At 68.4% G+C, this 25,623-nt stretch carries 16 protein-coding genes, 1 tRNA gene and 2 pseudogenes; 11 read left to right on the top strand and 8 right to left on the bottom strand.

Annotated features, from left to right (window positions below):
* Positions 1 to 144 precede the first annotated feature (144 nt).
* A complete protein-coding gene (locus BW733_RS07550) occupies positions 145 to 1,014 on the top strand; it encodes a hypothetical protein (RefSeq protein WP_077349327.1) in 870 nt (289 codons plus the stop codon).
* On the top strand, positions 1,011 to 3,755 hold the full coding sequence (locus tag BW733_RS18580; protein WP_077349325.1) for a hypothetical protein: 2,745 nt from the start codon (positions 1,011 to 1,013) through the stop codon (positions 3,753 to 3,755). Before BW733_RS07550 ends, BW733_RS18580 begins: the two co-directional genes overlap by 4 nt.
* A 121-nt stretch (positions 3,756 to 3,876) precedes the next feature.
* On the opposite strand, the gene BW733_RS07540 is transcribed toward BW733_RS18580, so the two are convergent.
* The gene (locus BW733_RS07540; RefSeq protein ID WP_152024495.1) at positions 3,877 to 5,133 is read right to left on the bottom strand and encodes an integrase catalytic domain-containing protein; all 1,257 of its coding nucleotides are present in this window, start codon (positions 5,131 to 5,133) and stop codon (positions 3,877 to 3,879) included.
* Positions 5,134 to 5,295: 162 nt separating this feature from the next.
* Here BW733_RS07540 and BW733_RS07535 point away from each other — a divergent pair.
* From BW733_RS07535 to BW733_RS17820, 5 genes and pseudogenes are all read left to right on the top strand, one after another.
* Positions 5,296 to 5,372 (top strand) — tRNA-Ile (locus tag BW733_RS07535).
* 194 nt (positions 5,373 to 5,566) lie between these two features.
* Positions 5,567 to 5,737 (top strand): annotated as a pseudogene (locus tag BW733_RS07530) (IS1380 family transposase); the annotation flags it as partial.
* A 222-nt stretch (positions 5,738 to 5,959) separates the two neighbouring features.
* The gene (locus BW733_RS07525; RefSeq protein ID WP_202970304.1) at positions 5,960 to 7,210 is read left to right on the top strand and encodes an ISL3 family transposase; all 1,251 of its coding nucleotides are present in this window, start codon (positions 5,960 to 5,962) and stop codon (positions 7,208 to 7,210) included.
* Positions 7,211 to 7,664: 454 nt separating this feature from the next.
* Positions 7,665 to 7,844 carry a hypothetical protein gene (locus tag BW733_RS07520; RefSeq protein ID WP_077349321.1) on the top strand — a complete coding sequence of 60 codons (180 nt, stop codon included), beginning with the start codon at positions 7,665 to 7,667 and terminating at the stop codon, positions 7,842 to 7,844.
* Positions 7,845 to 7,877: 33 nt separating this feature from the next.
* Positions 7,878 to 8,702: a hypothetical protein gene (locus BW733_RS17820; RefSeq protein ID WP_152024614.1), complete on the top strand. Its 825-nt coding sequence runs from the start codon at positions 7,878 to 7,880 to the stop codon at positions 8,700 to 8,702.
* A 210-nt stretch (positions 8,703 to 8,912) separates the two neighbouring features.
* Here BW733_RS17820 and BW733_RS07515 read toward each other — a convergent pair whose 3' ends face one another.
* Positions 8,913 to 10,430 carry an IS1634 family transposase gene (locus BW733_RS07515; protein ID WP_152024613.1) on the bottom strand — a complete coding sequence of 506 codons (1,518 nt, stop codon included), beginning with the start codon at positions 10,428 to 10,430 and terminating at the stop codon, positions 8,913 to 8,915.
* 602 nt (positions 10,431 to 11,032) lie between these two features.
* Between BW733_RS07515 and BW733_RS07510 the strand changes: the two genes are divergently transcribed.
* The 3 genes from BW733_RS07510 (at position 11,033) to BW733_RS07500 (ending at position 19,380) form a co-directional block, all read left to right on the top strand.
* The gene (locus BW733_RS07510) at positions 11,033 to 16,861 is read left to right on the top strand and encodes a SpaA isopeptide-forming pilin-related protein (protein WP_077349319.1); all 5,829 of its coding nucleotides are present in this window, start codon (positions 11,033 to 11,035) and stop codon (positions 16,859 to 16,861) included.
* A 68-nt stretch (positions 16,862 to 16,929) separates the two neighbouring features.
* Complete coding sequence (locus BW733_RS07505) at positions 16,930 to 18,360, top strand: SpaH/EbpB family LPXTG-anchored major pilin (RefSeq protein ID WP_077349317.1); 1,431 nt, start codon at positions 16,930 to 16,932, stop codon at positions 18,358 to 18,360.
* A 129-nt stretch (positions 18,361 to 18,489) separates the two neighbouring features.
* Positions 18,490 to 19,380, top strand: a complete 891-nt coding sequence (locus BW733_RS07500; protein WP_237268338.1) for a class C sortase — start codon at positions 18,490 to 18,492, stop codon at positions 19,378 to 19,380.
* Here the strand turns inward: BW733_RS07500 and BW733_RS07495 are convergent.
* Positions 19,352 to 19,861 carry a flavin reductase family protein gene (locus BW733_RS07495; protein ID WP_161490171.1) on the bottom strand — a complete coding sequence of 170 codons (510 nt, stop codon included), beginning with the start codon at positions 19,859 to 19,861 and terminating at the stop codon, positions 19,352 to 19,354. The two genes, BW733_RS07500 and BW733_RS07495, sit on opposite strands and share 29 nt — an antisense overlap.
* A gap of 42 nt (positions 19,862 to 19,903) precedes the next feature.
* Here BW733_RS07495 and BW733_RS07490 point away from each other — a divergent pair, with 42 nt between their 5' ends.
* Positions 19,904 to 20,242, top strand: a complete 339-nt coding sequence (locus tag BW733_RS07490; protein WP_161490170.1) for a hypothetical protein — start codon at positions 19,904 to 19,906, stop codon at positions 20,240 to 20,242.
* An 803-nt stretch (positions 20,243 to 21,045) separates the two neighbouring features.
* Here BW733_RS07490 and BW733_RS07485 read toward each other — a convergent pair.
* The 5 genes and pseudogenes from BW733_RS07485 to BW733_RS19305 all read right to left on the bottom strand — a co-directional run bounded on the left by BW733_RS07485 (position 21,046) and on the right by BW733_RS19305 (position 25,525).
* The gene (locus tag BW733_RS07485) at positions 21,046 to 21,867 is read right to left on the bottom strand and encodes a hypothetical protein (protein ID WP_152024611.1); all 822 of its coding nucleotides are present in this window, start codon (positions 21,865 to 21,867) and stop codon (positions 21,046 to 21,048) included.
* A 115-nt stretch (positions 21,868 to 21,982) separates the two neighbouring features.
* Positions 21,983 to 22,729, bottom strand: a complete 747-nt coding sequence (locus BW733_RS07480; RefSeq protein ID WP_077349307.1) for a succinate dehydrogenase/fumarate reductase iron-sulfur subunit — start codon at positions 22,727 to 22,729, stop codon at positions 21,983 to 21,985.
* Positions 22,726 to 24,776 (bottom strand): annotated as a pseudogene (locus BW733_RS07475) (fumarate reductase/succinate dehydrogenase flavoprotein subunit). Before BW733_RS07475 ends, BW733_RS07480 begins: the two are co-directional and overlap by 4 nt.
* Positions 24,773 to 25,294: a succinate dehydrogenase/fumarate reductase transmembrane subunit gene (locus BW733_RS07470; RefSeq protein ID WP_237268337.1), complete on the bottom strand. Its 522-nt coding sequence runs from the start codon at positions 25,292 to 25,294 to the stop codon at positions 24,773 to 24,775. The pseudogene BW733_RS07475 and the gene BW733_RS07470 overlap by 4 nt, the downstream one beginning before the upstream one ends.
* A gap of 6 nt (positions 25,295 to 25,300) precedes the next feature.
* Complete coding sequence (locus BW733_RS19305) at positions 25,301 to 25,525, bottom strand: succinate dehydrogenase/fumarate reductase transmembrane subunit (protein WP_237268336.1); 225 nt, start codon at positions 25,523 to 25,525, stop codon at positions 25,301 to 25,303.
* Positions 25,526 to 25,623 lie beyond the last annotated feature (98 nt).

Genomic DNA, 25,623 nt, shown 5'->3' with positions numbered 1-25,623 from the left:
CCGATCGCGTGACGCGCGATCGGCCCGGTGCCGCTCGACGGGTGGCCAGGTGCGGGCGGAAAGCGCTGGTGAACCCCGGTTTCTGACCCTGAGCGCAGGGTAGTGTCCGAACCCAGAAGGTAGTGCGTCTGGGGAGGGGCAGGCATGGACGTGTACAGCCAGAAGGAGCAGCGCGCTCACGGCACCGGGTTCGTCGGCATCGAGGCGGAGTCCGATGACCAGATCGACAACCTCGAGGTGTACGAGGCGCTGATCAACCCGCGCGAGGCCGAGCGGGGCGGCGCGGGCCAGAACGGCCCGGGCATGATGCCTCCGATGATGGGCATGGGAGGTGGTGGCGCGGGAGCGACCGGCGCCGGCGCCGGCGGAATGAACACCTCCATGGCGACGGCGGCGAACGCCGGGATCGCCGCGCGCGTCGGCGGGCCCGCAGGCGCGGGAGCCGCGCCAGTGATAGGCCCGGCAGCGGCCTCGACCGGGATCGGCGGCACCACCCCGTCCGTCGGAGGCCTTGGGGGCGGTGGCGGGCTGCCCACGTCGCCCATCCCCTCCGGGCCGGCCGCCGCGGGGCTGCCGGTCGAGGAGCCAGAGGAGGCTCCGGCAAGCGCCATCCAGGTGGAGCCGCCTCCCGAGCCCCAGCCCGCCGGTGAACTCGTGCCCACCGAGAAGGACGAACCCGAAGGCGGAGGGGAGAGCGCGCCCGTCGGGACCACCCCGGACGTCATCGCGATCGACCCTGCCCAGGTCGAGCAGGTGGCTCGAGAGTGGTCGAGCCTCGCAGGCGAGATGGCCGACATCAGCACCGTCGCAGGTGAGCTGCAGGCCTCGCTCGAAGACTTCGGCATGGTTCAGCAGCCCGCTGGCCCCTACGGAGAGGTGTCTGCGGGCATCCGGGAACTGGCTGGTGGCGCGTCGAAGGAGTTCGACGAGATCGCCACCGGGCTCAACTTCGGTGCCCAGGCCTACCGCGACCAGGAGACCCAGGCGGCCCAGAGCGTCAGGAGCGCGCAGTGAAGCAGGAGCAGTCCCACGTCGACAAGCGCGAGGTCCTCGACAAGCTGACGGCGCTGGCCGAGCGCGACCTCCACCCGGTCGTCCAGCAGCGCGCCAACGAGTTCCTGGGCCTCCTGCGTCAGGCGGTCGCGGCCGACTACCGCGATCTCGCCCTCGCGCGCGCGGTGCCCATGAACATGTACCAGGTGCCCGCGATCTTCGCCGAGATCGAGGCACAGGGCCGGGTCATCCTCGCCGAGCTCGACCGGCTCACCGTCGTGATCCGCACCAGGCTCGAGACGCTCGCCAAGTCGGCGGAGGTGCCCCGACGCATGGTGGGCATCGGCACCGCGTGGCGCAAGCAGGCTGCGCGCCTGACCGAGATGATCGCCACCGCGGAACGGCTCTCCGACCAGCCGGACTGGAAGGGCCGCGCTTCCGAGGCGCACCTGTCCGTCCTGCCGAGGCAGATCACGGCGATGCAGGACCTCCGCGCCCTCGCGGAGACGGCATCGGAGTCGGTCCTGCTCGTCGGGGCGATCCAGAACAACATCTTCGACGCCTGCGCCCTCGTGTTCAGCGAGGCGATGGAGTCGGTCCGTGGCCAGACGTCGTCAGCCCCGATCGCCTACTTCGGCCACGCGGCCGCCTGCGTCGCTCTGCTCAACAACGTCGATCTCCTGCTCAACCAGTGGATCTCCGGCGAGGGGACCTGGCAGCCCTCCGCTTCCCAGGTCGCCGAGGGGCTGACCAAGACGTCAGGGGCAGGCTTCGTCTGGCCGAAGGCCGTCTCGGGCACCTCCGGCAAGGGCTCGGCCGACAAGGACAAGTCGGCCGACAAAGACAAGAAGGACCAGGCCAAGAAGGACGAGCAGAAGTCCCAAGACAAGCAACAGGGCACGGACAAGGGATCCGACAAGTCTGCTGGGCAGAGCGCCGACAAGGGGGGCGACAAGCCTGGCCAGGGCACAGGAGACGCGTGGCACCAGGGGACCGATAAGGGGCAGGGTTCCCCGGAGCCGGGGAACCAGGGTGGCGCCTCGGCCGGCAACGGTCAGAGCGATCCTGTGACGCCACCTCCGGACGCGACGGCCGCCGCCGACAAGGCGGACGGCCAGGCGGGTACGGGCTCCACCGATGAGGGCGGCGAAGCGACCCCGCTCGACCCAGCGGCGGACGCGACGCATGGCGATGCCCCTGCTAACCCGCGGCCGGCGGTCGAGCCGACGGAGTCCGCTCCCGGGCAGGCGGGCGGCCCGTCCACCGAGGGAGCGGGTGAGCCCGCCGACCCCGACCACGCCAAGGGGGGCGCCCCGGTGACTGAACCGGCACCGAAGGGCCCGATTCCGGGTGAGCCCGCGCCTACTGACCCGGCTCCGACCGAGCCCGCGGCGACGGATCCGGTGCCTGCCGATCCTGCTCCGACTGAGCCTGCGCCTGCCGATCCGGCTCCGACCGAGCCTGCGCCTGCCGATCCTGCTCCGACCGAGCCTGCGCCTGCCGATCCGGCCCCGACTGAGCCCGCGCCTACCGGTCCGGCACCGGGCGAGCCTGCTCCGACGGATCCGGTGCCGACCGACCCCGTGCCGACCGACCCCGCGCCTGCCGATCCGGCTCCGACGGATCCGGTGCCGACCGACCCCGCGCCTGCCGATCCGGCTCCGACCGACCCGGTGCCGACCGACGAGGCACCGGGCGAGCCCCCTCAGACGGATCCCGCGCTCAACGACAAGGCACCGGGTGCGCCCTCTGTGGCCGATCCCGGAGCCGACACCTCCACCGGAGGACCGTCAGAGGCCGGAGCCCAGCCAGGCGACGCCGTCGTCGATCCCGACCAGGAGGCCAAGGCAGGCTCTGCCGACGCCGTCGAGGTCGAGCAGCCCGGAGACGCAGCCGCAGCAGCGCCTGGTGCGGAGACCGAAGCCGCTCTCACCGAGGAGCGTGAACCCGACCAGAACCCCTTCGGTGCGGTGAAGCTGGACGACGTCATGCGCGACCTCGGCCTTCCCCCGGGCGAGAACCCGCAGGATCCAGGCGCCCCGGCCGTCGAAGCCACCCGTGGCCCTGCCCAGGCGGCCCGGCCCGAGGGACCCTCCGATGTTCCGGGCCAGGAGCCCGCTGCACATGGGCCGAACGGCGGCCCGCCGCAGGTGCCCGTAGACCACGGCCCTCACGGCGCATCGGGCGAGGACTCGCGCCCCGTGGCCGCGGCTCAGGCGCCTGTGGCCCAGACACCCGTCACTCAGCCCGCCTCGGCCCCGGCGCAGCCGGGAGCCCAGGCCCCGGCTCCCGCACCGGCGCAGCCCGCGCCGACCCAGCCGCCTGCACCCGTCGCGCCGTCCCAGCCGGGCGTTCCGGTCGGACAGAACATCGGGGGCCAGCCTGTCGACGTCTCGGTCGACGCCCAGCCGATCGAGTCGGAGCACGCTGTGCAGCGGCCGGACGCGCCGGTCGACGGCGAGCTGCCGGGCGATCCCGGCCCCGTCCGTAGAGACGAGCCACTGCCCGAGACCGTGCCGCTCCAGGACAACTACCCACAGGAGCCAGCATCGGAGCCAGGGCTCTCCGAGGACGGATCGCCGGTCCAGGGGGCCTCACCGATCGACCAGGCGGCCCCTCCCACGCCTCCTGCGCACCAGCAGGTCCCGGTTCAGCCTGTTCCGACGCCCCCGGTTGTGGACGAGACGGTCGAGCCCGTTCGCGACATCGACCGCGGGGCCAACGCCTGGGACCGACTCGCCACCCGGGAGGTGCTGCGCTGATCGGCCGACGATCCGGATGACCTCGTCCTCAGCCGAGGGCATCCGGTCGTGGTACCTCACTGTCAAGTCCCCGCGAAATGGTAGGCCTTACCTCAGATATTTTTCCCCGCGAAAACAAGGGTTAGCTGGCCCGGGTTTTGAGGCCGGCGGGGTCGGGTGCCTTCCATGCGATGTGTTGTTCGAGACGGGCTGTCTTTCGGCCTGCGAGTCGGGTGAGCTCCTGTTGGATCTCGGTGATGCGTCGTTGCATTGCGACGGGTTTGAGGGTGGCCTTGTAGGCGGCTAGTTCTGTTTCCTGGGCGGGGTTGAGGACCCCGGCGGCCAGGAGCCTCTGGTAGGGGGAGCGTGGCTTGTCGTAGAGGCGTTTGCGGCGCCCTACGGTGTCGGTGGCCCAGCCTTCGGGTTTCTTCGTGGGGGTGAAGAAGTTGAGCCGGTCGTTGACCAGCGGCCATAGCTGGTTGAGTAACGCGAGTTCGGTGGCGGTGTCGTAGCGGTGGTAGAAGCCGTAGCGGCGCACGAGGTGGTTGTTCTTCGATTCGATGGTGGCTTGATCGTTTTTCTTGTAAGGCCGCGACCGGGTGAAGAACACCTCTCGTTGGCCGGCCCAGCCGATCAGGTCGTGGTTGATGAACTCCGAGCCGTTGTCACAATCGATCCCGGTGACCGCGAACGGGACCTGGGCGATGAAGTGGTCGAACGCGGTCCGGATGTGGAGGTGGGCGTTGTTGCGGATGGAGTAGGTGAAGCTCCAGCCGGTGTGCATGTCGGTGAAGTTCACGCTGCGGGCGAACTCGCCCTTCAGCGTGGGGCCGCAGTGGGCCACGGTGTCGACTTCGAAGAACCCGGGTTCGGCTTCGACCTCGTCACCGGCTTTACGCACGGTGATCGAGTTTCGTAGCAGGCTGCCGGGCTTGGTGGCGGTCTTTCCTCGGATCGGGTCCTTCGCCCGCGCCGGTGCGAGGTACCGGTCGATCGTGGCCGCCGACATCGATTCCAGCTCGGCCCTGACCTCGGCGCTGTAACGGTCCTGGCTAGGCACCAGTTCGCCTTCGGCTTCCATCGCATCGATCAGATCGCTCATGGATGCGGCGAGGTACTGCCCGCAGCTGCCCCCCGAGGCCGCCCATACCCGCTGCAGGATCAGCCTGGCGTCGTAGGAGTACTTACACGCCTTGGTCTTGCGCCGATCGATCACCGCGACCGTCGCGGTGGCCCGTCCCGGGGCCTGTTTCAACCGGGCCACCAACTGCTGGCGGGCATGGTCACGGTTCCAGCCGGTGATCTCGACCACGTGGTCGAGGATCTGGGACTTGCCCTTCTTCGGGGCCGCGGCATAGGCCTTGGCGTACTTCTTCGTGATCTCGACTCGGGCTGCCATCGACAGCTTCTCTCCAACCTCCACACCCCATCGTGGCCGGTCACTGTTTCCCGGGGAAAAGTATGTGAGGTACGGCCCCTTCGTTCGCGGGGACTATGTATGAGTGTCGTCGCCGGTTTGCCGATCGCCGACCAGGTGCGCTAGAGTTTCCGAGCGGTAAGCGGGCCTATAGCTCAGACGGTTAGAGCGCTGCCCTGATAAGGCAGAGGTCACTGGTTCAAGTCCAGTTAGGCCCACCAACCGGGAAACCCGCAGGCTTCTGCCCGCGGGTTTCGTCGTGTTCACGCACCGTCGGATCGTCCACTGCGCCCGGTCCGCCCCCTTCCTCTAGCACCCTCCGCCGACGGGGGTCGTGCGTGGCGTCGTCGAAAGGTTGTGGCCATGACCGCGGAAGACCATCGGGGCCTTTCGACGACGGGCGCCGCCGCTTCGTCGGATCTGGTGCCAGATCGTCGCGCTGGCCTCCGAGTTGCAGGCCTGGAGCGGGATGCTGGCCCTGGCCGGTCATGAAGCCCGTCGCTGGGAACCGAAACGGCTGCGCTACCGGCTCTACACCATCCCCGCGACCCTCGCCAGAAGAGCCCGCCGCGTCGTCGTCCACCTCACCGAGCAATCCCGGCTCTTCAACCTTGAGGTGGGGGTGAGCGCGACACGCCAGAGCACGGGGTGAGGGTGGTTGGGGGTCGAGGCCTTCAGGATTGGAAGCGTCTCTTCAACCTGACCGGAAGGCCTCGACGTGTCCGAGCCTACGGGGTGCTGCTGCGCTTCCACGACCCCTTCGTACTGTGACCATTGCGACCTGCTGGTCGGCCTGGACGGCTTGCACGTGGTCGACGTCGACAAGACCGGCCATGGCGTGCTCGTGGTCACGATGGAGTCCGCGCCGACGGTGATGGGCTGCCCGACGTGTGGGGTGGTCGCTGAGAGTCGCGGCCGACGCACGACCACGCTGGTGGACATCCCGTGTTTCGCCCGGCCGACCCGGCTGCGGTGGCGCAAACGCACGTGGCGGTGCCTGGAGCCGGCGTGCCCGACCAGGGTGTTCACCGAGCAGGACGAGCAGATAGCCCGCCCGCGCGGGCTGTTGACCACCCGGGCGTGCCGGTGGGTGATCGAGCAGGTCCGCCGCGAGCACGCCTCCATCCACGCACTCGCGCGGCAGCTGGGGGTGGCGTGGAAGACGGTATGGGGCTCGATCCAACCCATCCTGGCGACGCTGGCCGACGACGAGGCCCGGTTCGCCGGCGTGACCACCCTCGGGGTGGACGAACACCTGTGGCACCACGTGAGTCCCCGCAAGCGCGGCCCGAAGGAACTCACCGGCATGGTCGACCTGACCCGTGACAAGGACGGACGCGTCCGAGCCCGGCTGCTCGACCTCGTACCCGGCCGCTCCGGGACCGTGTACAAGACATGGCTCGACCAACGCGGCACGGCGTTCAAGGCTGGGGTCGAGGTCGCCACCCTGGACCCGTTCCACGGCTACAAGAACGCCATCGACGACAAACTCGCCGACGCCACCGCTGTCCTGGATGCTTTCCATGTGGTCGCCCTGGCCGGCCGGGCGGTCGATGAGGTTCGCCGCCGCGTGCAGCAGGAGATCCACGGTCACCGTGGCCGTGCCGGCGACCCGCTGTACGGGATCCGGAACATCCTGCGCTGCGCGGCCGAGCGGCTCACCGAGAAGCAACAGGCCCGCCTGGCCGCTGCCATCGCCGCCGACGAGCGCCACGACGCCGTCCACATCGCCTGGCAGTGCGCCCAACGTGTTCGCGCCGCGTACGCCCACCCCGACCCCGCTCGAGGCCGCCAACTCGCTGAACAAGTCGTCGCCAGCTTCCCCACGTGTCCCATCCCCGAGATCGCCAAGCTGGGCCGCACCCTCAAGCAGTGGAGGGACGCCTTCCTGGCCTACTTCGACACCGGCCGCGCCAGCAACGGCGGCACCGAGAGCATCAACGGGCTCATCGAACTCCACCGCCGCATCGCCCGCGGCTTCCGCAACCGAGACAACTACCGGCTACGCATGCTCCTCATCGGCGGCGGACTCACCCCGCCACCCCCACCGGAAGTGTGAAGAGCCGCAATCCCCCTGGAGTGGGCTGATCATCGACAGCATCGGCCGACTCCGAAACCTCCCGGCACCCGCGACCTGACCCCCAGACCTCCACACGACCCTCTGAATCACGAAGCTCTCGGCCTGGAAACCCGCCCCGCAGACGTCACGCGGAGTCTTGTCACACCCACCTGCAAGAATCAGAACAACCTCGACGCCACCGGCGCCGACCAGCCCCACACAGGCCCGTCATGAAAGATCGAGGCTAGTTCAGGCCCCTTCAGCATCACTACGGGTCGAGGCGAGGAAGTGGCACGGTTCCCGGCGACCACCACCAAACCCCATCAGCCCACAAGCCCCTACTCATGTCACTTGGTTCGTAGACAATCTCAGAGAAAAAACTCTCCAAGATGTCCCGAATCTCTTGGTCACTGCCGTCCCGAGGCAAGTACAACTCGGTCCCCAGGCGGGCGCCATGTCCAGGGAGGCTATAGACCACCCGGAGGAACGGTTCACCTTGCGCATCACCACGGAGTTGCACATCGCGGATGACCGCACCTCCGTGAAACGCAATATCATCCGCCAGCGCCCGCACCCCACGGACAATCGCCAGCAGTTCCTCGAAATCCCGCACGGCGCACCCTTCTGTGTGTGATATTGAGCCTAACACCCTTGAAAGGGGAACCACATGCCTCAGCTCACGCGCCTCGTGATCGCAACGCTGGCCTTGTCCCTGTCCGTCGCGACCCTTGCATCACCAGCGGATGCCGCTCCACCCCCCGCCGGATACCCGTCCGCAACCGTCATCAGCGTGACCCACAACGCACGGCTTGGCGTCGGCATCCCGCTACGGCGCGGATTCTACGATGGTGACCAAGACGCTGGCTTCGGGTGGGACAAGCTATGGAACAAACACAATATCTGGGACGCCAACGCCGTGAAGGTGCTCGCTGCTTCTCCGTCCGCGACACAGCAATCGGCAGGCAGTAAACGCTACAACCTCGCAACTTGGACAGGAAAGATCACGTGCAACCCGTTGTGCAAGGTCACAGCACAGGTAGAGCTGACCCTCGCCGTAGCCCCCTACTACCAGAAATCGTACACCTACAAGTCCCGCCTTACCGGAAAGAATGTGGTCGTTCCAATAGCGACCAACCAAACGACATACGGCGTTGTGACGGGCTACTGCAAGGGTACAGTCCGATGCCCAAAGTGGGTCACATACTCCCTAACTAATCCCGGCAAGGTCAACCCATATCGGTCCTCAACCGGCAACCCCGAGGAAGGGCAACCGGCATCTCCCAGTCCGGCCAGCGCGTCCGCTTCCTCAGTCCCCTTGTCACAGTCAGACCGAGCGGATGCTGAAAGCTTGAAGGAACTCACCACCACCGGAGATGTTTACGTCTACTCATACGAGCCGCTTCCAGACGTAATTGACACCTCCGATGTCGTTAAGGCCGTTTCCTCCGGGAGTCCGATTAGCGATGTGTCCATCAGCAGCAGCAACGATTGACCCAAAGCTCCGGCACCGCTAACACTGAGTGGGTTGATGAGTCAGTGCCGACTCTTTGGCCGAACCCGGATTCGAGCACCGGGATTGCCCAAGAGATGCCCGTCGAATTCCGCCCGCCGCCCACCCCGCATCTAGAAGAACACCACGAAGAAGCACCACGGTAGACGGGGCGACACGTTCGACCTGAGTTCCACAACTGAGGCCTGAGATTTAGTGCCCCGCTCCGCGAGGGATCTTGGCGAGGATGGCTTCGGCTTCGGCGGTGAGGCGTGGTTGGGCCTGGATGGGCTGTCCGGCGATGGTGATCATGACGGCCCGGAGGGGTCGCAGTGTCTGCACGAGGCGTTTGATGCTGACGCCGGTCTGGTCTTGGAGGTAGCGCGCGACCGCGAGCGCGGCGAACACGACGGTGAGGTGGGCCTCGATCGGTTCGCGCTTGCGGTGGAAGATCGGGCGGGCCTGGAGGTCTCCCTTGGCCATCCGGAAGGACTCCTCGACGTGCCACAGGTCCCGGTAGGTGGCCACCACCGCTGCGCCGTCCATCACGTCGGCGCCGATGTTGGTGACGTAGCCCTTGAACCCGGCGCAGAACCTGGCCCGTTCGATGACATCCCAGTTGACCTCGGCCTTCTTCCCGTCGACGTCGGTGGTGACCGTCACGAACCGGTCCCGGGCGACGGGTCTCAGCCCGTCGGCGACCTTCTCGGCCTTGACGACCTGGGCGTTGATGGTCTTGTCGTCTCGCTTGTGCCGCTTGAAGGAGTAGTGATACACCACTCGGCGGGTGCGCCGCTGCCGGCCGGTACCCATGTCGCGGGTGGTCTCGATGGTCGAGTCATCGGGGGTGTAGTTGCCGTGGCGTTCGAAGTGGTCGCCCAGGTCGTAGGGCACGTGCGACTGGCGGGAGGCGACGATGAAGCGGCATCCGGCGTCTTCGAGGCCGTTGAGGTTGTCGGCTGACAGCATCCCGGCGTCGGCGACCACGACCAGCTCGTTGATGCCGTGGCGGGTCTTGAACTGCTCGATCACCGGGATCAGGGTCTTGGTCTCTGCCTTGTTGCCCTCAAAGAGCGCCACCTCGAGCGGGAACCCGTCTGCGGTGACCAGCAACCCGACCGTGACCTGGGGGTCGACGCGGCGTTCCTTGCTCATCCCGACCTTCCGGAGTCGGTCCTCGTTGGTCACCTCGAAATGCAGCGTGGTCAGGTCGTACATCACCAACGCCACCGGCCCCCGGGCGGTCGCGTGGGCCCAGCAGGCGGTAGCGACCCGGCTGCGGTAGTCACGCTCCACACACCGCCGCAGACAGTTGTAGAGGGTGTTCAAGTGCGGCACCGGCAGACCCAGCTCGCCCAGCACCCGCAGCGTGTCTTGCTTCGAGGTCGGCTCGATGATCCGCGCCGCCACCAGCGAGGCGAACACCTCGTCATCGATCTGGTCGAACCCCAGCCGCGCATAGGCGTCGGTCAGCACCCGCCACAGCAACTCGCTGGAGGTGTGTTCCACCACGGGCCCGGCAGGTGCCCGCCCGGGCTGTTCGAACTGCAGCATGTCGTCCTGGACGCCATGGACACGCTGCTGGGCGGCGCTGAGTAGCACCGCGAGCTCGGCCTCGTCGTGGGCCGAACCGACATGCTCCAAGATCCGGCGGCGGCCGTTGCGCTTCTCGACGATCTGGACCGCCGTCGCCCCCGAGGCGGTCTTGACCTTCCGCACGAACGGACTCACCCCCGCACTCTACCCAGCCCCCCGATTAGTGCCCCAAAACCGGCCCCCAAACCCACCCTGACAAGCAACTCAATCCCGGCGATCAGGAGCAGTTGTGGAACTCAGGTTCGAGGCGCGGCCCTGCTCAAGGAACGGGAGACGACGGGCGCCGCGGCTTCAGCGCCGGGTCCGCGCGAGACCTGCGACCTGGGCCACCTCCCCCGCAGGGGGGTGACCCGAGCCGCCCCCTTGCTGAAGACCGGGCTGTGACCAGGGAACTCTCGGCTGACAATCTTTCCACCGGAATGCGCGCAGCAGCAGTGAATCTCAGGCGTCTCAGACCTATGTGACCGGTGAAGTGGAGTTGACAAGGTAAGATGCGCAGGCATTTCGCGATTTGGCTCGAAATGGCGCGATCATTCTCAGCCGATTCACAGAATTAATCACCTCTTCTATTGACAAGGTGTGTGTTGAAGCGCTTTGCTAGCGCTGCTAGGTCCGGTGCAGGGGGCTCCGGAGCCAATCTTGGGGGAAATACGATGGCAGCCAGCGGTTTTCTTGACGCGCCTTCGCGCCCGCGTAACGCGGGCCGGACGAGGACAGGCAGACCGATCCGAATCGGATTGATCACCATCCTGAGCGCGGCCCTCGTGTTCTCTGCGGGGCTCGCCAACGCGGAGCCGACGCCCGAGCCGACGCCGAGCGAGACGCAGACGCTCGCCACGCAACCCACTCCAACCGAGACGGAGCCGGGGGCCAGCACAGAGCCCACCCCGGAACCCTCGGACACCGTCCCTGGACCGGCACCCGCCGAGTCGCCGACGACCGAATCGAGTGAGACCCCGAGCGCTTCCCCCGAGCCGGAGACCCACACCACCGAGCCCAGCTCGGAGGAGACAAAGCCAGCCGTGAAGCCGTTGGCGGTGGCTCCGGCTGCCGAGGAGACGGACCAGGCGGTCGCACCCAAGGCGCTCGGCCCCGATGGCGGCACCGTCGCCCGCGTCACCTGGACCGTCACCGTCAAGAAGGGCACCTACCGCACCGGCACAGGCTCGAGCGACGTCTCGATCGAGCACACCCCCGGAGTGCGGTTCGGCATGTTCATCGACGCCGCGGCGGCCACGCCCTTCGCCGACTGTGAGATCACCGCGGCCAACCGGGGCGACTGCGTCTTCACCAACGTGACGCCCCCCGACGGAGATCGCAACGTGGTGATCAAGGAGCTGGCCCCGGCGGTAGGCAGCCTCGCCGAGGCCAACCTAGGCCAGCCCTTCACCATGCTGACGACGGGAACCTCGGGCGGGTTCACCAACCGCAACTACCAGATCGACGCCACCCTGCCCAGCGGCGGCGGATCGCTCACGCTCCCCGCCGCGGGCAGCGGCCACACCGTCCGCGGCGAGCGGGTCGCGAACCGGGTCAAGAACCCGCTCCTCACACAGTCCTGCTCCGCGGGCGCCAAGGTCGCTCTCGTGCTCGACACCTCCGGCTCGGTCCGCAACTACGAGAACAACCTCGCCCAGGCCGCGACGGCGCTCGTCAACGGGCTCGTCGGCACCCCGTCGTCGGTCGCGCTGTTCAGCTTCGCCACCGGGACCCCGGGTGGTGTCACGAACCGCTCGGCCCTGCAGAGCGTCCAGACGACAGCCGGCGCGAACACCGTCAAGAGCTGGTACTCCATCAACAACGGCCAGACGGCCAACTTCACCGCGACCGGTGGCACGAACTGGGACGCGGGCCTCTGGGCGACCGCTCAGGGTTCGCAGGCCAACTCCTACGACATCGTGTTCGTCCTGACCGACGGCAACCCGACCTTCGCGAACCCGAGCCAGACCGGCGACGGGAGCACGACCACCTTCCGTGAGCTCGAGCGCGCCGTGTTCTCCGCCAACGCGATCAAGAAGACGGGCGCACGCATCATCACGGTCGGCATCGGATCCGGACTTTCCGACTACAACCTGGCGGCCATCGCCGGCCCCACCAAGTTCACCGCGGGCCACACGCTCAACGAGTTCGACTACATCACCGCGGGCTGGAGCCAGCTCGAGGACGTTCTGCGCACCTTCGCCCAGGGCCTCAAGTGTGAGGCCACCGTCACCGTGGAGAAGCAGGCGAAGCCCTACGGCGGCGCCTTCGCCCCCGCGTCGGGCTGGAACTTCGGGATCAGCCAGACCGGCGCGGCCTCGCAGACCCCGAGCACGCCACAGAACACCGCTGCCAACGGTCAGGCCGTGTGGACGCTGAAGTTCTCCAGCCCGACCGGCGCGGCCAACGTCGTCCTGACCGAGAACGAGAACCGGCCGAACTGGAGCCTCACCGACATCACCTGTGACGTGGGCGGCACGACCGTCAACCTCGGCTCCAAGAACGTGAGCATCACCGACGTCGGCGTCGGCGAGAAAGTCAAGTGCACCTTCAAGAACGAGGAGCGCCTCGTCGGTGCCCTCGGCATCACAAAGGTCCTCGGCGACACCAACGCCCAGAACTACGGATCAGGCGTCACCTTCAGCGGCGCCTACTCCTGCACCCTCGCCGGATCGACCGTCGCTTCCGGCACCTGGACCCGCGTCGGTGCAGGTGCGGCCACGCTGACTCCGTCCGCCGGATCGCCGGCAGCCAACCAGATCCCGGCAGGAGCCTCCTGCTCGGTCACGGAGACCCAGCCGACAGGCGGGCTCCCAAACAGCTCGTGGCAGTGGAGCGCACCCACCGTCGGTGCCGCGGTCACGATCGTCAACGGGCAGACCCGTTCGGTCAGCGTGACGAACGGGGTGCAGCGCGTCTACGGCAACTTCCGGGTGACGAAGGCACTTGCCACAGGCAGCACCGCAGATGCCGCCAACACGTACAGCGGTCAGTGGAGCTGCACGCTCGGCTCGGAGACCAGGAGCGGCACCTGGGGTCCGATCGTCGCCGGTGCGACCTGGACCTCGGCGCCAGGCGATCAGATTCCGCTCGGCGCGACGTGCTCCGTCCTCAACGAGACCCGTCCCGTGTGGCCGGTCGCCGCCGACCACTCCTACCAGTGGGACGGTGGTCCGCAGATCTCGGCCGCGGTGACGGCCGGGCAGTCGAGCCTTCCGCTCGTCACCGTGACGAACACGACCAAGCGCGTGCTCGGCGCCGTCTCGTGGAACAAGGTCGACGCCACCAGCGGTGACCTGCTCCCAGGCTCGGCCTGGACCATCGTCGGCCCAGGGCATCCGGCACCCGGCACGGTGATCACCGACTGTGTCGCTGCAGGCTGCTCTGGCCTGGACAAGGATCCGGTCGCTGGCAGGTTCGCTCTCAGCGGGCTGCTGTGGGGGAGCTACACGGTCACCGAGACGACCGCCCCCACCGGATACGTCGGAGGACTCACCTTCACGTTCTCGGTGGACCAGGCGAACGCCGGCACCAACGTCGCGCTCGGTGACCAGGCCAACGTCCGCAAGACGGGTGCCGTCAACTGGACGAAGGTCGACTCCGACAACTCCAACGCCGCGCTGGCCGGGTCCGAGTGGACCATCACCGGGCCAGGCGTGCCCGCCGGGACGATCGTCACCGACTGCGTGACCGCCACCTGCGGCACCGGAGCCTTCGACGACCACGACCCCGCGCCCGGCGCGTTCCGCATCGTCGGACTCGCCTGGGGCAGCTACAGCTTCGTCGAGTCCAAGGCGCCGCAGGGCTACGAAGGCGGCGGGACGTTCAACCTCGTCGTCAACGCAGCCAACGCCGGCACCACCGTCGACATGGGCAACCAGCCCAACAGCCGGAAGAAGGGCTCCGTCGCCTGGAAGAAGACCGACGCGGACGGCAACGCCCTCGCGGGATCGGAATGGAGCCTCACCGGCCCAGGCATCCCGGCAGGCACGGTCGTCGTCGACTGCGTCGAGGCAACGTGCGCCGTCGGACAGTACAAGGACCAGGACCCCGCGCCGGGAGCGTTCCTCCTGACGGGTCTCCCATGGGGTAGCTACACGCTCAGCGAGACGAAGGCGCCAGAGGGATACACGGGCAGCGCCAGCTTCCCGTTCACCATCGACGCCGCCTCGGCGGGAACAATCGTGGCGGGTGGCGCCCACGTCAACGTGCGCAAGACGGGGGCTGTCACCTGGTCGAAGGTCGACGCCGCGGACGACTCCCTGCTCGGAGGGTCGCAGTGGCGGATCATCGGACCGGGACACTCCGCTCCTGGCACGGTCTTCACCGACTGTGCCGCCCCGGGTTGCACCGGCCTCGATCAGGACCCGACGGCGGGTGAGTTCGAGCTGACCGGGCTCGGATGGGGCACCTACCAGATCTCCGAGGCGCTCGCCCCGCAGGGCTACACGGGTTCGGCCTCGTTCACAGTGACGGTCAACGCCTCCAATGCGGGTGCCAGCCAGAGCTTCGGGCCGTTCGAGAACGTCCGCAAGCTGGGCGGCGTCACCTGGACAAAGACCGACGCCGACACCGCGGCGCTCCTCGCAGGCTCCACCTGGACGCTGACCGGGCCGGGAGTCCCTGCCGACACCGTGGTCACCGATTGCACGGCCGGGCCGTGCAGCACCGATCCGTTCACCGACCAGGATCCCGCCGTCGGCGCCTTCCGGCTGTCGGGCCTGGCATGGGGTTCCTACACGCTGACCGAGAAGGATGCGCCCGCAGGCTACGTGGGTGATCCGGCACCGCTGAACTTCAGCGTGACCTCAGCCACCGTCTCTCAGCCGATCGACCTTGGTGCCGTCGAGAACACCCGCAAGCTGGGCTCGTTCTCGTGGACGAAGACCGACGAGACGACCGGCAGCGCGCTTGCCGGCTCGGGGTGGAGCGTCGCCGGGCCCGACGGGTTCCTCGTCACCGTCGATGACTGCGTCGCCAACTCGTCGGCCGGGTGCACGGGGGCGGACAAGGACCCGGCCATCGGCAAGTTCCGCCTCGTCGCCCTGCCATGGGGCGTCTACACCGTCACCGAGTCCCAGGTTCCCGAGGGCTTCGTCGCGATCGAGCCGTTCACCGTGACGGTCACCGCGCAGAACGCCGGAACGGAGATCACGTTCGGCGAGTTGCCGAACACGCGCAAGCCCGGCTCGTTCGCGTGGACCAAGACAGACGAAACCACCGGCGAGGCGCTTGCCGGCTCGGCATGGAGCGTCACCGGACCAGGCGGCTTCTCCGCTTCGGTCGCCGACTGTGTGGCCGCCACCGCAGCAGACTGCACCGGGGCCGACAAGGACCCGGCCGCAGGGAAGTTCCTGCTGACCGGCTTGGCCTGGGGCACCTATCACGTCACCGAGACCACCATTCCGGTCGGCTACGAAGGGGTCGCCGCGTTCGACGTCACCGTCACTTCCGAGACGGCGGGCACCACGATCGCGGTCGGAGACAAGCCGAACACGCGCAAGCTCGGGTCGTTCTCGTGGACCAAGACCGACGACAGCACCGACGAGCCGCTCGCCGGTTCCGGATGGACGGTGACCGGCCCTGGCGGATTCTCCGCCGTGGTGGTCGACTGTGTCGCCGCCAACGCTGACGACTGCACCGGACCCGACAAGGATCCCGCCGCCGGCGGCTTCCTGATCACCGAGCTGCCTTGGGGCACCTACACCGTGTCCGAGACGACGGTTCCGGCCGGCTTCGAGAAGATCGACGACTTCACCGTCGAGGTGACGGCGCAGAACGCAGGCACCGCGATCGAACTCGGAGACAAGCCGAACACGCGCAAGCTCGGATCGTTCTCGTGGACCAAGACCGATGCGGGCACCGATCAGCCGCTCGCCGGCTCCGGATGGACGGTCACGGGCCCGGACGGGTTCTCGGTCGTGGTCGCCGACTGCACAGCGGCCGGCTGCGTCGGACCGGACCTCGACCCGGCGGTGGGTGCGTTCCTGATCGACGGGCTCGCCTGGGGCACCTACACCGTGTCCGAGACGACGGTTCCGGCCGGCTTCGAGAAGATCGACGACTTCACCGTCGAGGTGACCGCGCAGAACGCAGGCACCGCGATCGAACTCGGGGACAAGCCGAACAGCCGGATCTCCGGCACGGTCGTCTGGACGAAGGTCGCCGAGGGCACCGACGATGCACTGGCCGGGTCGCAGTGGACGCTGACCGGCCCGTCGCACCCGACCGGGATCGCAGTCACCGACTGCCTCGCGGCCGGCTGCACCGGCCCCGACCAGGATCCGGCCGCGGGGAGCTTCCTCATCGGTGACCTCGGCTGGGGCGGTTACACCCTCGTTGAGACGAAGGCCCCGCCCGGCTACCAGCTCGATCCGACCCCGCGTCAGTTCACCATCGGTGTCGGCGGCCAGGCCAGCCTCGAGATCGACCTCGGCGCCATCGAGAACACCCAGCGCCAGGGCCCGGCCCTCCCGCTGACCGGTGGCATCGGTCGAGACCAGATCATCCTCGCGGGCGCACTCGTGCTCCTGCTCGCCGCCCTCGGCTATGGCGCAAGGCGGCTGCGCATCCCGCGGAGCGCATGATGCGCGACGCGGCACACACCAAGATCCTGTCGGGCCCACCGGCCGCAACAGAGAAAGAAGGAACTGGCATGTTTGAGACGAAAACGCTTCGGCGTCTCGCTGCGGGCGTGGGGGCGTTCGCTCTGGCGGCGGCAGGGTTACTGGGGGTCGGCACTGCCCATGCCGACGACGAACCGAGCCCGGGCAACATCACCGGCACCGCCGGGGACCTCTATGTGCACAAGCACAAGGGCGACCCAGGTGCGGGCACCGCGGGCGACGGCACCCAGCTTGACCCGCTGCCTGACCCGCTTGAAGGCGTGGAGTTCACCGTCCAGCGCGTCGGCCACGCATCGCAGGACCCGATCGACCTGACCACGAGCGAGGGCTGGGATCTCGCCGTCACCGCCACCCCGGCCAACGTCGGCGCTGCACCGTTCAGCCTCGGCACGGGCACGAGCGTCGTGACCGGTGCCGACGGCGTCGCGCACTTTGCCGACCTGGCGTACGGCCTCTACCTCGTCACCGAGACCGACCCGGGCGACAACCCGATCGTCTCGCCCGTCGCGCCGTTCCTCGTCTCGGTGCCCTTCCCCTCGGACAACACCTGGCTCTACGACGTCCACGTGTACCCGAAGAACAAGCTGAATGAGACCGTCCCCACCAAGACCGTCACGGACCCGGGCAACCAGCTCGCCGTCGGTGACGACGTCGTCTGGACCGTCACCGCCCCGGTGCCGCCGCTGGCCACCGGCGACGTCTTCGACTCGTTCATCATCTCCGACGACTTCGACGACCGGCTCGGGATCGACACGGCCAACGTCGTGGTGCAGCTCGACGGCGTCACCCTTGTCGCCGGGACCGACTACACGATCGCCCCGGCCGCAGGGTCGTCGACCGCCGGACAGGAGGTCGTGATCACCTTCACCGGCGCGCTCGAGGACCTCGTCGGCGCCGACGAGGTGGTCGTCACCTACACCACCCAGGTCAACGAACTCGGCGAGTCGCCGTACTTCGAGAACCAGGCCTTCGTCAACGTCAATGACACTCAGAAGAGCACCGACAAGCCGCGGGTGAACTGGGGCTCCATCGAGGTGACCAAGGTCAACAAGGCCAACGAGCAGCAGACGCTCAAGGGCGCCGTCTTCGAGGTCTACGACGCAAAGGACGGGGCACAGGTCGCCGGGCCGCTCACCACGGGCGACGACGGCAAGCTCCGCGTCGACGGCCTCTGGGTCGGCATCAACGACGACACGACCCAGGACTACTGGCTCAAGGAGGTCAAGGCCCCCGCCGGCTACGTCACCCCCACCGGTGACGCGGCATGGACGAAGGTGACCGTGACCGCCGACGGCCTCAACGCCGTCCAGGTCACCATCACCAACCCGAAGCAGCAGGGCCCCGGCCTTCCGCTGACCGGTGGTGTCGGAACCGCCATCTTCGGCGGAACCGGCCTCGCCCTGATCGTCGTCGCGATCGCTGCAGGCATCGCGGTCCGTCGCCGTCAGACGGTTCGCTGATCGGACACTGATGTCGGGGAGGGCCGTTTCGGCCCTCCCCGTCTCAGCTGGAGAGCGACAGTGAGCACACCCACCATGCTTCGGCCTGCCCCCCTGCCGGAGTCGCCCGACCGACGCCGACGCTGGCGTATGCCCTGGACCAATGCCGGGCTGGCGTTGGTCGGACTGATGGGGGTGCTCGTCATGCTCTACCCCAGCGCGGCCAGTTGGTTCGCGCAGTACAACCAGTCACTCATCATCGAGGACATCGGCGCAAGCGTCCAGGCGCAGCCGGAGTCACGGCTGCATGAGCAGATCGGCCTTGCCCACCAGTACAACGAGGCGCTCTCGGGCGGAGCCGTCGTCGCGCCCGGCAGCAACGTTCCCACGGGGGACGCGACGCGCTCCGGAGGCCCCGCCTACGGGTCGATCCTCGACGCCGGCTCGGGGATGATGGGCCGACTCCGGATCCCGTCGATCCAGGTCGACCTCCCGATCTACCACGGAACCTCCGATGCGACGCTCGAGAAGGGCGTCGGCCACCTCGAGGGAACCTCACTTCCGGTCGGTGGCGAGTCGCAGCACTCGGTGCTCACCGCACACCGTGGTCTCCCGTCAGCGACCTTGTTCGACGACCTTGGCGAGGTGAAGGTCGGCGAGACCTTCACGATCGAGGTGTTCGGTGAGGTGCTCACCTACAGGGTCATCGAGACCCAGACCATCGAGCCCGAGCAGACCCAGGCCCTCGTACCGCGCTTCGGCGAGGATCTCGTCACGCTCGTTACCTGTACGCCGCTCGGCATCAACACCCACCGCTACCTCGTGACGGCGGAGCGCGTCACGCCGACACCCATCGTCGACCTGGAGCGGGCCGGTGAAAACCCGGAGATCCCCGGCTTCCCCTGGTGGGCCGTCGCGGTCGGTGCCGCGATCCTCGCCTTCGGGGTGATCGTCGTGTGGAGCGGCTACGCGAGGGGCAGGCGCGAGGCGGGCCGAGGAATCGACCAGACGGTCACGCGTACAGACCTCCCTGGTGCCTGAGCGCCTCCACGCCGTCGGCGAGGTCGATCGACTCGATGGTCGCGCGCACGAGAAGGCCCCATCCCGCATGGCCGGGATCGGCGTCGACCAGCCTCACCGAGACCCAGGCTGACGCACCGACCAGGCGCGGGCCGTGGTCGTCGTCGTTCCATTCGCCGGTGCGGAAGACGCCACCGGGTGAGGGAGCGACGCGGGCGAACACCTCGGAGATCCAGTCCTGGCCGCGTGCCAGCACGTTGACCGTCGCGACGCCGGTCGTACGGAACAGGTCCCACCAGTCGGCATCCTCGTTCACGAGCGCGACCAGCTCTCCCGGGTCGCCGTCTGCGACGAGCATCGACGAGATGGTCCAGCCATCGCGACGCGCGCCGTCCGAACTGGTCCAGATGCTCACAGGGGCTGGAAGGCTCCCGCGCAGCCGGCGGAGAGGGTTCCGGTCCTCGGGCGGAGGAAGGAAGGGGTGGCTGCTGTGGATCGTCATGGTCCAAGTCTGCCTGCCGTCGGCGTTGCTAGCCTTCCGGTCATGGGCAGGGCCTTTCTGAAACTCGCGGCCAACGACCTCTTCCGGCAGCGGCAGGATCCGTTCGTCGTGCCGTTCCGGGTGGCGGTGAGCCTCGAACCGCTGCCTGCTTTTGTGGCATTCGAGGAGGGCGTCGCGCATGGCTACCACGGGGGCGTCTTCCCCCTGACCGAGGCGTTGGATCACGACTGGCAACGCGTCTTCGAGCAGGCCGAGGGCATCTGGCTGCTGCCGTATCTGCGGCGTCTGGCCGAGGGAGAGCGGGTCTGCGAGTTCGACCTGGTGAGCCACTACATCGCCTTGCACGGCAGCGCCCCTGAGACCTTCGCCACCAAGGGCTGATTGCCTGACCCTCCGGTCCTGAGCAGGGCCGGTCCTGCGGAGCCGAGGCTGTGGACGTCCCGGATGAAGCCTCGTCGGGCGGGGTGGTGCTTCTGTTCCATGAGCAGGGCCGTCCCGTGGAGCGGCGGTGTCGGTCGGTTCGCCGTTCCTTGGGTAGGGGTTGCCCGGTGGAGCGGTGGTGTCGGTCGGTTCCTCGGTCCTTGGGTAGGGGTTGCCCGGTGGAGCGGTGGTGTCGGTCGGTTCCTCGTTCCTTGGGCAGGGCCGCCCCGCGGAGCGGCGGCGCCCGTCGTCGAAAGGTCCGTGACGTTCCCCAGGATCTTTGGCCGGGGTTGGCTGTAGGTGTGGGGTGCCTTTCGACGACGCCTGGCGCGACTTCGTCGGCCGAGGCTGCTCAAGGAACGGGGCTTGGATCGGGACGCTCTGGCCGGGTCTCGGCTGGGGCGGGCTTCCTGCGACGACGTCTCGCGCGACCTCCGAGTCTTCGGTTCCGACCCGACTTCGGGCGCTGCGGTTCCCAGGCTCGTGCACAGATCTACAAGGAGCGCGGGCGGTGCCAATACTGGCGCAAGTCGCGCTCACCGTAGGTTTGTGCGCGTCAGCGGTCGGTCGCGCGCCTCGCGCGACCTCCGAGTCTTCGGTTCCGACCCGACTTCGGGCGCTGCGGTTCCCAGCCTTGTGCACAGATCTACAAGGAGCGCGGGCGGTGCCAATACTGGCGCGAGTGGCACTCACCTTAGGTTTGTGCGCGGCAGCGGCCGGACGTTCGGCTCAGGTCATGCCTCGCGCTCGGCCGCTCGCTCACCTCAGGGAGCCGCGCCGGGTGTGCGTCGGCCGCGCTGCTCGTTTGTGACCTCGCGGACGACCTCGATGTCCTCTGAGATCGACTCCGATGCCGCCCGGAGCAGGCCGAGCGAGGGCGGCGGCTTTGGCGGGTCGGCCAGATCCGCCGTCGAGGTGGTGGCGTCGAGCTCCCGCTGGGCGGCGTCCAGGGTGGAGAGAGAGCGGCGGAGTCCGGCGAGCTCCCGTCGCACCTGATCGACCCCCGCGTCGGTGGTGGGGAAGTTCGCGGCCGTCTCCCGCAGCGCGGCGATCACACCGATCTTCTCGTTCGCGCTGCTCGCCTCCGCGGCCTTCCAGACGTCTCGCAACTCGTTGACCAGCTGTGCTGCGCCCTTCGGGTCGGAGTCGAGCCCGATCACGGGGTTGATGGCGGCCGAGATCAGGTCGTCGTTGCCCGAGACGACCAGCTTCGTCACTGCCTTGCCGCTCGTCAACAGCCGCGCGGTGGACGCCCTGCCGGCCAGCGCCCGGACCGCGAAGACGATGCCGAACGATGCGGCGATCGCAGGGATCATCAGCGACGCGGCAGGCAGGTTGAGCACGACGGCGAGCATGAGGGCCGCGAACGGCAACCCGAGGCCGACCGTGTACTCCTCCCAGGTCCGCAGCCCGATGCCCCCGTGGTACTGGCTGCGGGCCGCGTAGCTCGCAATGCGCGGGTTCGGCGCACGGTAGACCGCCTCGACGAGGCCAGTGTCGTTGCGCACGACCACGGCTCCCCACCCCCTGCTCACCACGGTGTGGGAAGGGGTCTGGCCGCCATACAGGATTGAGCCGCCGTTCATGAGGGAATGGTAGCCAGCCACCCCGGTGCGGTGGTCCAGCGTGCGGTGATCGTGTCCGAAGGTGGGTGCCGGGGGTCGGGTGAGAACTTGCTCATCGACCCCCTGCCCGGACAGGTCAGAGTTGGCGACGGATCCCCGCCAGGAAGCGTTCGTGGTTGACGGCGGCGATCGCCGTCAGCGGGATCCCCGCAGGGCAGGCCCGCTCACACTCCCCGTACAGCGAGCAGGGGCCGAACAGGTCCTCCAACTCGGTCACCATGGCGCGGGCCCGACGCGTGCGTTCCTGTGACGGGATGGGAAGCATGGCCAGATGCGTCAGCTTCGCCCCGGCGAACAGATGGGCCGCGCCGTTGGGGCAGGCGGCGACGCACGCTCCGCAGCCGATGCAGGCTGCGAAGTCCAGCGACTCCTCGGCCGTCAGCGTGGGGATCGGGATCGCATCGGCGTCCGGGGCCGTCCCGGCGTCGACGGCGACGTGGCCGCCTGCCCGGATCACGTCGTCGAGCCCACCTCGGTCGACGATCAGGTCGCGCAAGACTGGGAACGCCGCCGAGCGCATCGGCTCGATCCGCACGGTCGACCCGTCCGCGTAGTGCACGAGCCGCTGGTGACAGCTGGGCACATTGTCCTCCGGTCCGTGCACGTCGCCGTCGACGGTGACGCCACAGGCGCCGCAGATGCCCTCTCGGCAGTCGGACTCGAAGGCGAACGGCTCGTGGCCGGAGTCGATCAGCTGCTCGTTGAGCGCGTCGAGCAGCTCGAGGACGGAGAGGTGCGGGTCCACGCCGTCGATCTGGTGCGCTTCGAAGGCGCCCGGCGCCTCAGGGCCCGCCTGGCGCCAGATCTCCACTGTGAGTCTCATCGGTAGCTCCTCGTGGCCAGTGGCACCGACTCGAAGCGCAGCGGCTCGGCGTGCCGGGTGAACGTGAGGTGGTCCGCCGCGTCCGGCGGGGCGTGGGTCTCCCAGGCCGAGGCGAACGACCAGGCGTCGTCGTCGCGCCGCGCCTCGCCCTCGTCCTGGTATTCGCTGCGGAAGTGGGCGCCGCAGCTCTCCTGGCGGTCGAGGGCGTCCACGGCCATCACCTCGGCCAGCTCCATGAAGTCGGCGATGCGTCCGGCTTTCTCGAGGGCCTGGTTGAGTTGTCGTCCCCCGCCGGGGACGCGCACCTGGCGCCAGAACCGATGGCGCAGGTCGCGGATCTCGTCGATCGCCGTGCGCAGGCCCGCCGCGGTGCGCTCGACCCCTACGCCGCGGTACATGATCTCGCCCAGCTCGCGGTGGAAGTGCGATGGTGCCAGGTCGCCGTCGACGTCGAGCAACGCGGCAGTGCGCGCCGTCACCCGTCCGACGGCGTCGCGCACGCACGCGTCCGACCCGTCGGGCAGCCGCTCACCCAGATGGTTGGCCAGGTAGTTCGGCACCGAGAACGGGAGGGTGAACCAGCCGTCGACGCAGGCCGACAGCAGCGAGTTCGCGCCAAGACGGTTGGCGCCGTGGTACGCCCAGCTGGCCTCACCGCCGACGAAGAGCCCCGGGATCGAGGTCATCTGATTGTAGTCGGACCACAGCCCGCCCATGGTGAAGTGCGCGCCCGGCGCGATCCGCATCGGCACCGTGTACGGGTCCTCGCCGGTGGCGTGGGCGTACATGTCGAAGAGGTTCCCGTAGCGAGAGGAGATGACGTCGCGGCCATGCGCCTTCAGCGCGTCCGAGAAGTCGAGGTAGACGGAGTTGTGCAGCGGCCCGACGCCGTGGCCCGCGTCGATGCGTTCCTTCGCCGCCCGAGACGAGATGTCGCGGGGCGACAGGTTCCCGAACGAGGGATACTTGCGCTCGAGGTAGTAGTCGCGCTCATCCTCGGGGATGTCGGCGGGTGCGCGGTCGTCGCCGGGCCGCTTCGGCACCCAGATCCGGCCGTCGTTGCGCAGCGACTCCGACATCAGGATCGTCTTGGACTGCCAGTGCGAGGAGATGGGCAGCGCCGTGGGATGGAACTGCACGAACGACGCGTGCGACAGGTAGGCGCCGCAGCGGGCGGCGCGCCACACCGCGGTCGCGTTGGAGTTCATCGCCAGTGTCGAATGGAAGTAGACCGAGCCGTAGCCGCCGGTGGCGAGGATGACTGCGTGCGCGGGCTGCGCCCACACCTGACCCGAGACGAGATCGCGCACCACGACGCCCCGGCACACCCCGTCGTCGACGATCAGGTCGAGCATCTCCGTGCGGTCGTGGAGAGCGACGTTGCCGAGATGCACCTGCCGCTGCAGGGCCTGGGCTCCGGCGATCTGCAGCTGTTGTCCGGTCTGGCCGCGCGTGTAGTAGGTGCGCGAGACCTGGACGCCGCCGAAGGAGCGGGTGGCGAGCATTCCGCCGTATTCGCGGGCGAACGGCGCCCCCATAGCGTTCATGTGGTCGATGACGCGGATCGACTCCTGGCCAAGCCGGTAGGCCTCCGCCTCGCGGGCGCGGAAGTCGCCACCCTTGACGGTGTCGACCACGAACCGGCGCAGCGAGTCGCCGTCGACCTTCCTGCCGCGCGCCGCGTTGATGCCTCCCTGTGCCGCGACGGAGTGCGCCCGCCTGGGGGAGTCGTGGTAGGTGAAGGCGTGCACCGAGAAGCGCAGTTCGCCGAGCGCCGCCGCCGCGCCGGAGCCGGCGAGGCCGGTGCCGACCACGACGACGGTGAATTTCTTGCCGTTGAGCGGGCTGACGAGCTTGACTCGGCCCGTCGACGATCCCATGCGGTCGCGGGGTCACCCGGGGGAATCTTCCCGTCGAGGCGGCGGCCGATGGTGACGCCGTCCACCCTGCTCGACGGCGCCTCCCAGGCCTCGGCCGCGGCAGCTGGTGTGGCTGGGGCGAGCGGGGCCTCGATGGGCGCCGATCTGCGCAGGTTGAGCCACCTCACGAGACCACTCCTACCTGGACCAGGATCGAGATTGCCGCGTTGCCGACCATGATGGCGATCGCCAAGATCCCCCCGACGATGACCATGGCTGCCCGCCACCGCTTACCTATCACGCCCAGGTCGGCGGCCATGGTGGTGAAGCCCTTGGTGATGTGCAGGCTCAGCAGCAGCATCACCGCGACGTAGAACCAGGCCATCAGCGGTCGCTGGAAGCTGGCGACCAGGTTCTCGTAGACATGAGACGTGCCAGACGCGGCGTGTTCGAACGACGGGGTCGCGGCGGGCCCGGCGCCGATCGTGAGGTCGAACAGGTGGACGACCAGGAAGACGAGGAGAACGACGCCCGTCAGCGGCATCATCCAGGAGCCCCATGAGCGAAGCCCGCGCGGCTTGGCCCGGTGTCCGCCGCGGGCACGGCGGGCGCGCCACCACACGATCGCCGCGCTGCCCCCGTGAGCGACGAGTGAGACGATCAGCGCGATCCGCAGCAGCCAGAGGACGAAGCCCTTGGGGAGCAAGGGATATCAGGCGGCTCGCAGCCAGGCGGCGTAGCCGTTGAAGTCGTCGGCTCCCTGGAACACCTTGAGGTTGCCGAAGAGATGGATCGCGACGAACGTGACCCAGAGCGCGCCGCTGACGGCCATGGTCGCCTTGAGCACCCAGCCGGGCAGCAGATGGGGGCGTCGTTGCCTCAACGTCTTGGGGGGCGGGCCAACCTGGATCGTCTCTGGCGTGTAGTCGGTGCTCATCGGAACCTCCCTCGCTCGACCATATCCGAGTGGGTCTGACCAGAATTGTCCGGGTGCGCGCTGTAGCATCGCCAACGCTCGACCTCTCTCGCTCCGCT

The organism is Tessaracoccus flavescens, from assembly GCF_001998865.1.
Classification (GTDB): domain Bacteria; phylum Actinomycetota; class Actinomycetes; order Propionibacteriales; family Propionibacteriaceae; genus Arachnia; species Arachnia flavescens.
Note: the sequence above shows the minus strand (reverse complement) of the source record. Positions and strands in the feature narration are given on the sequence as shown.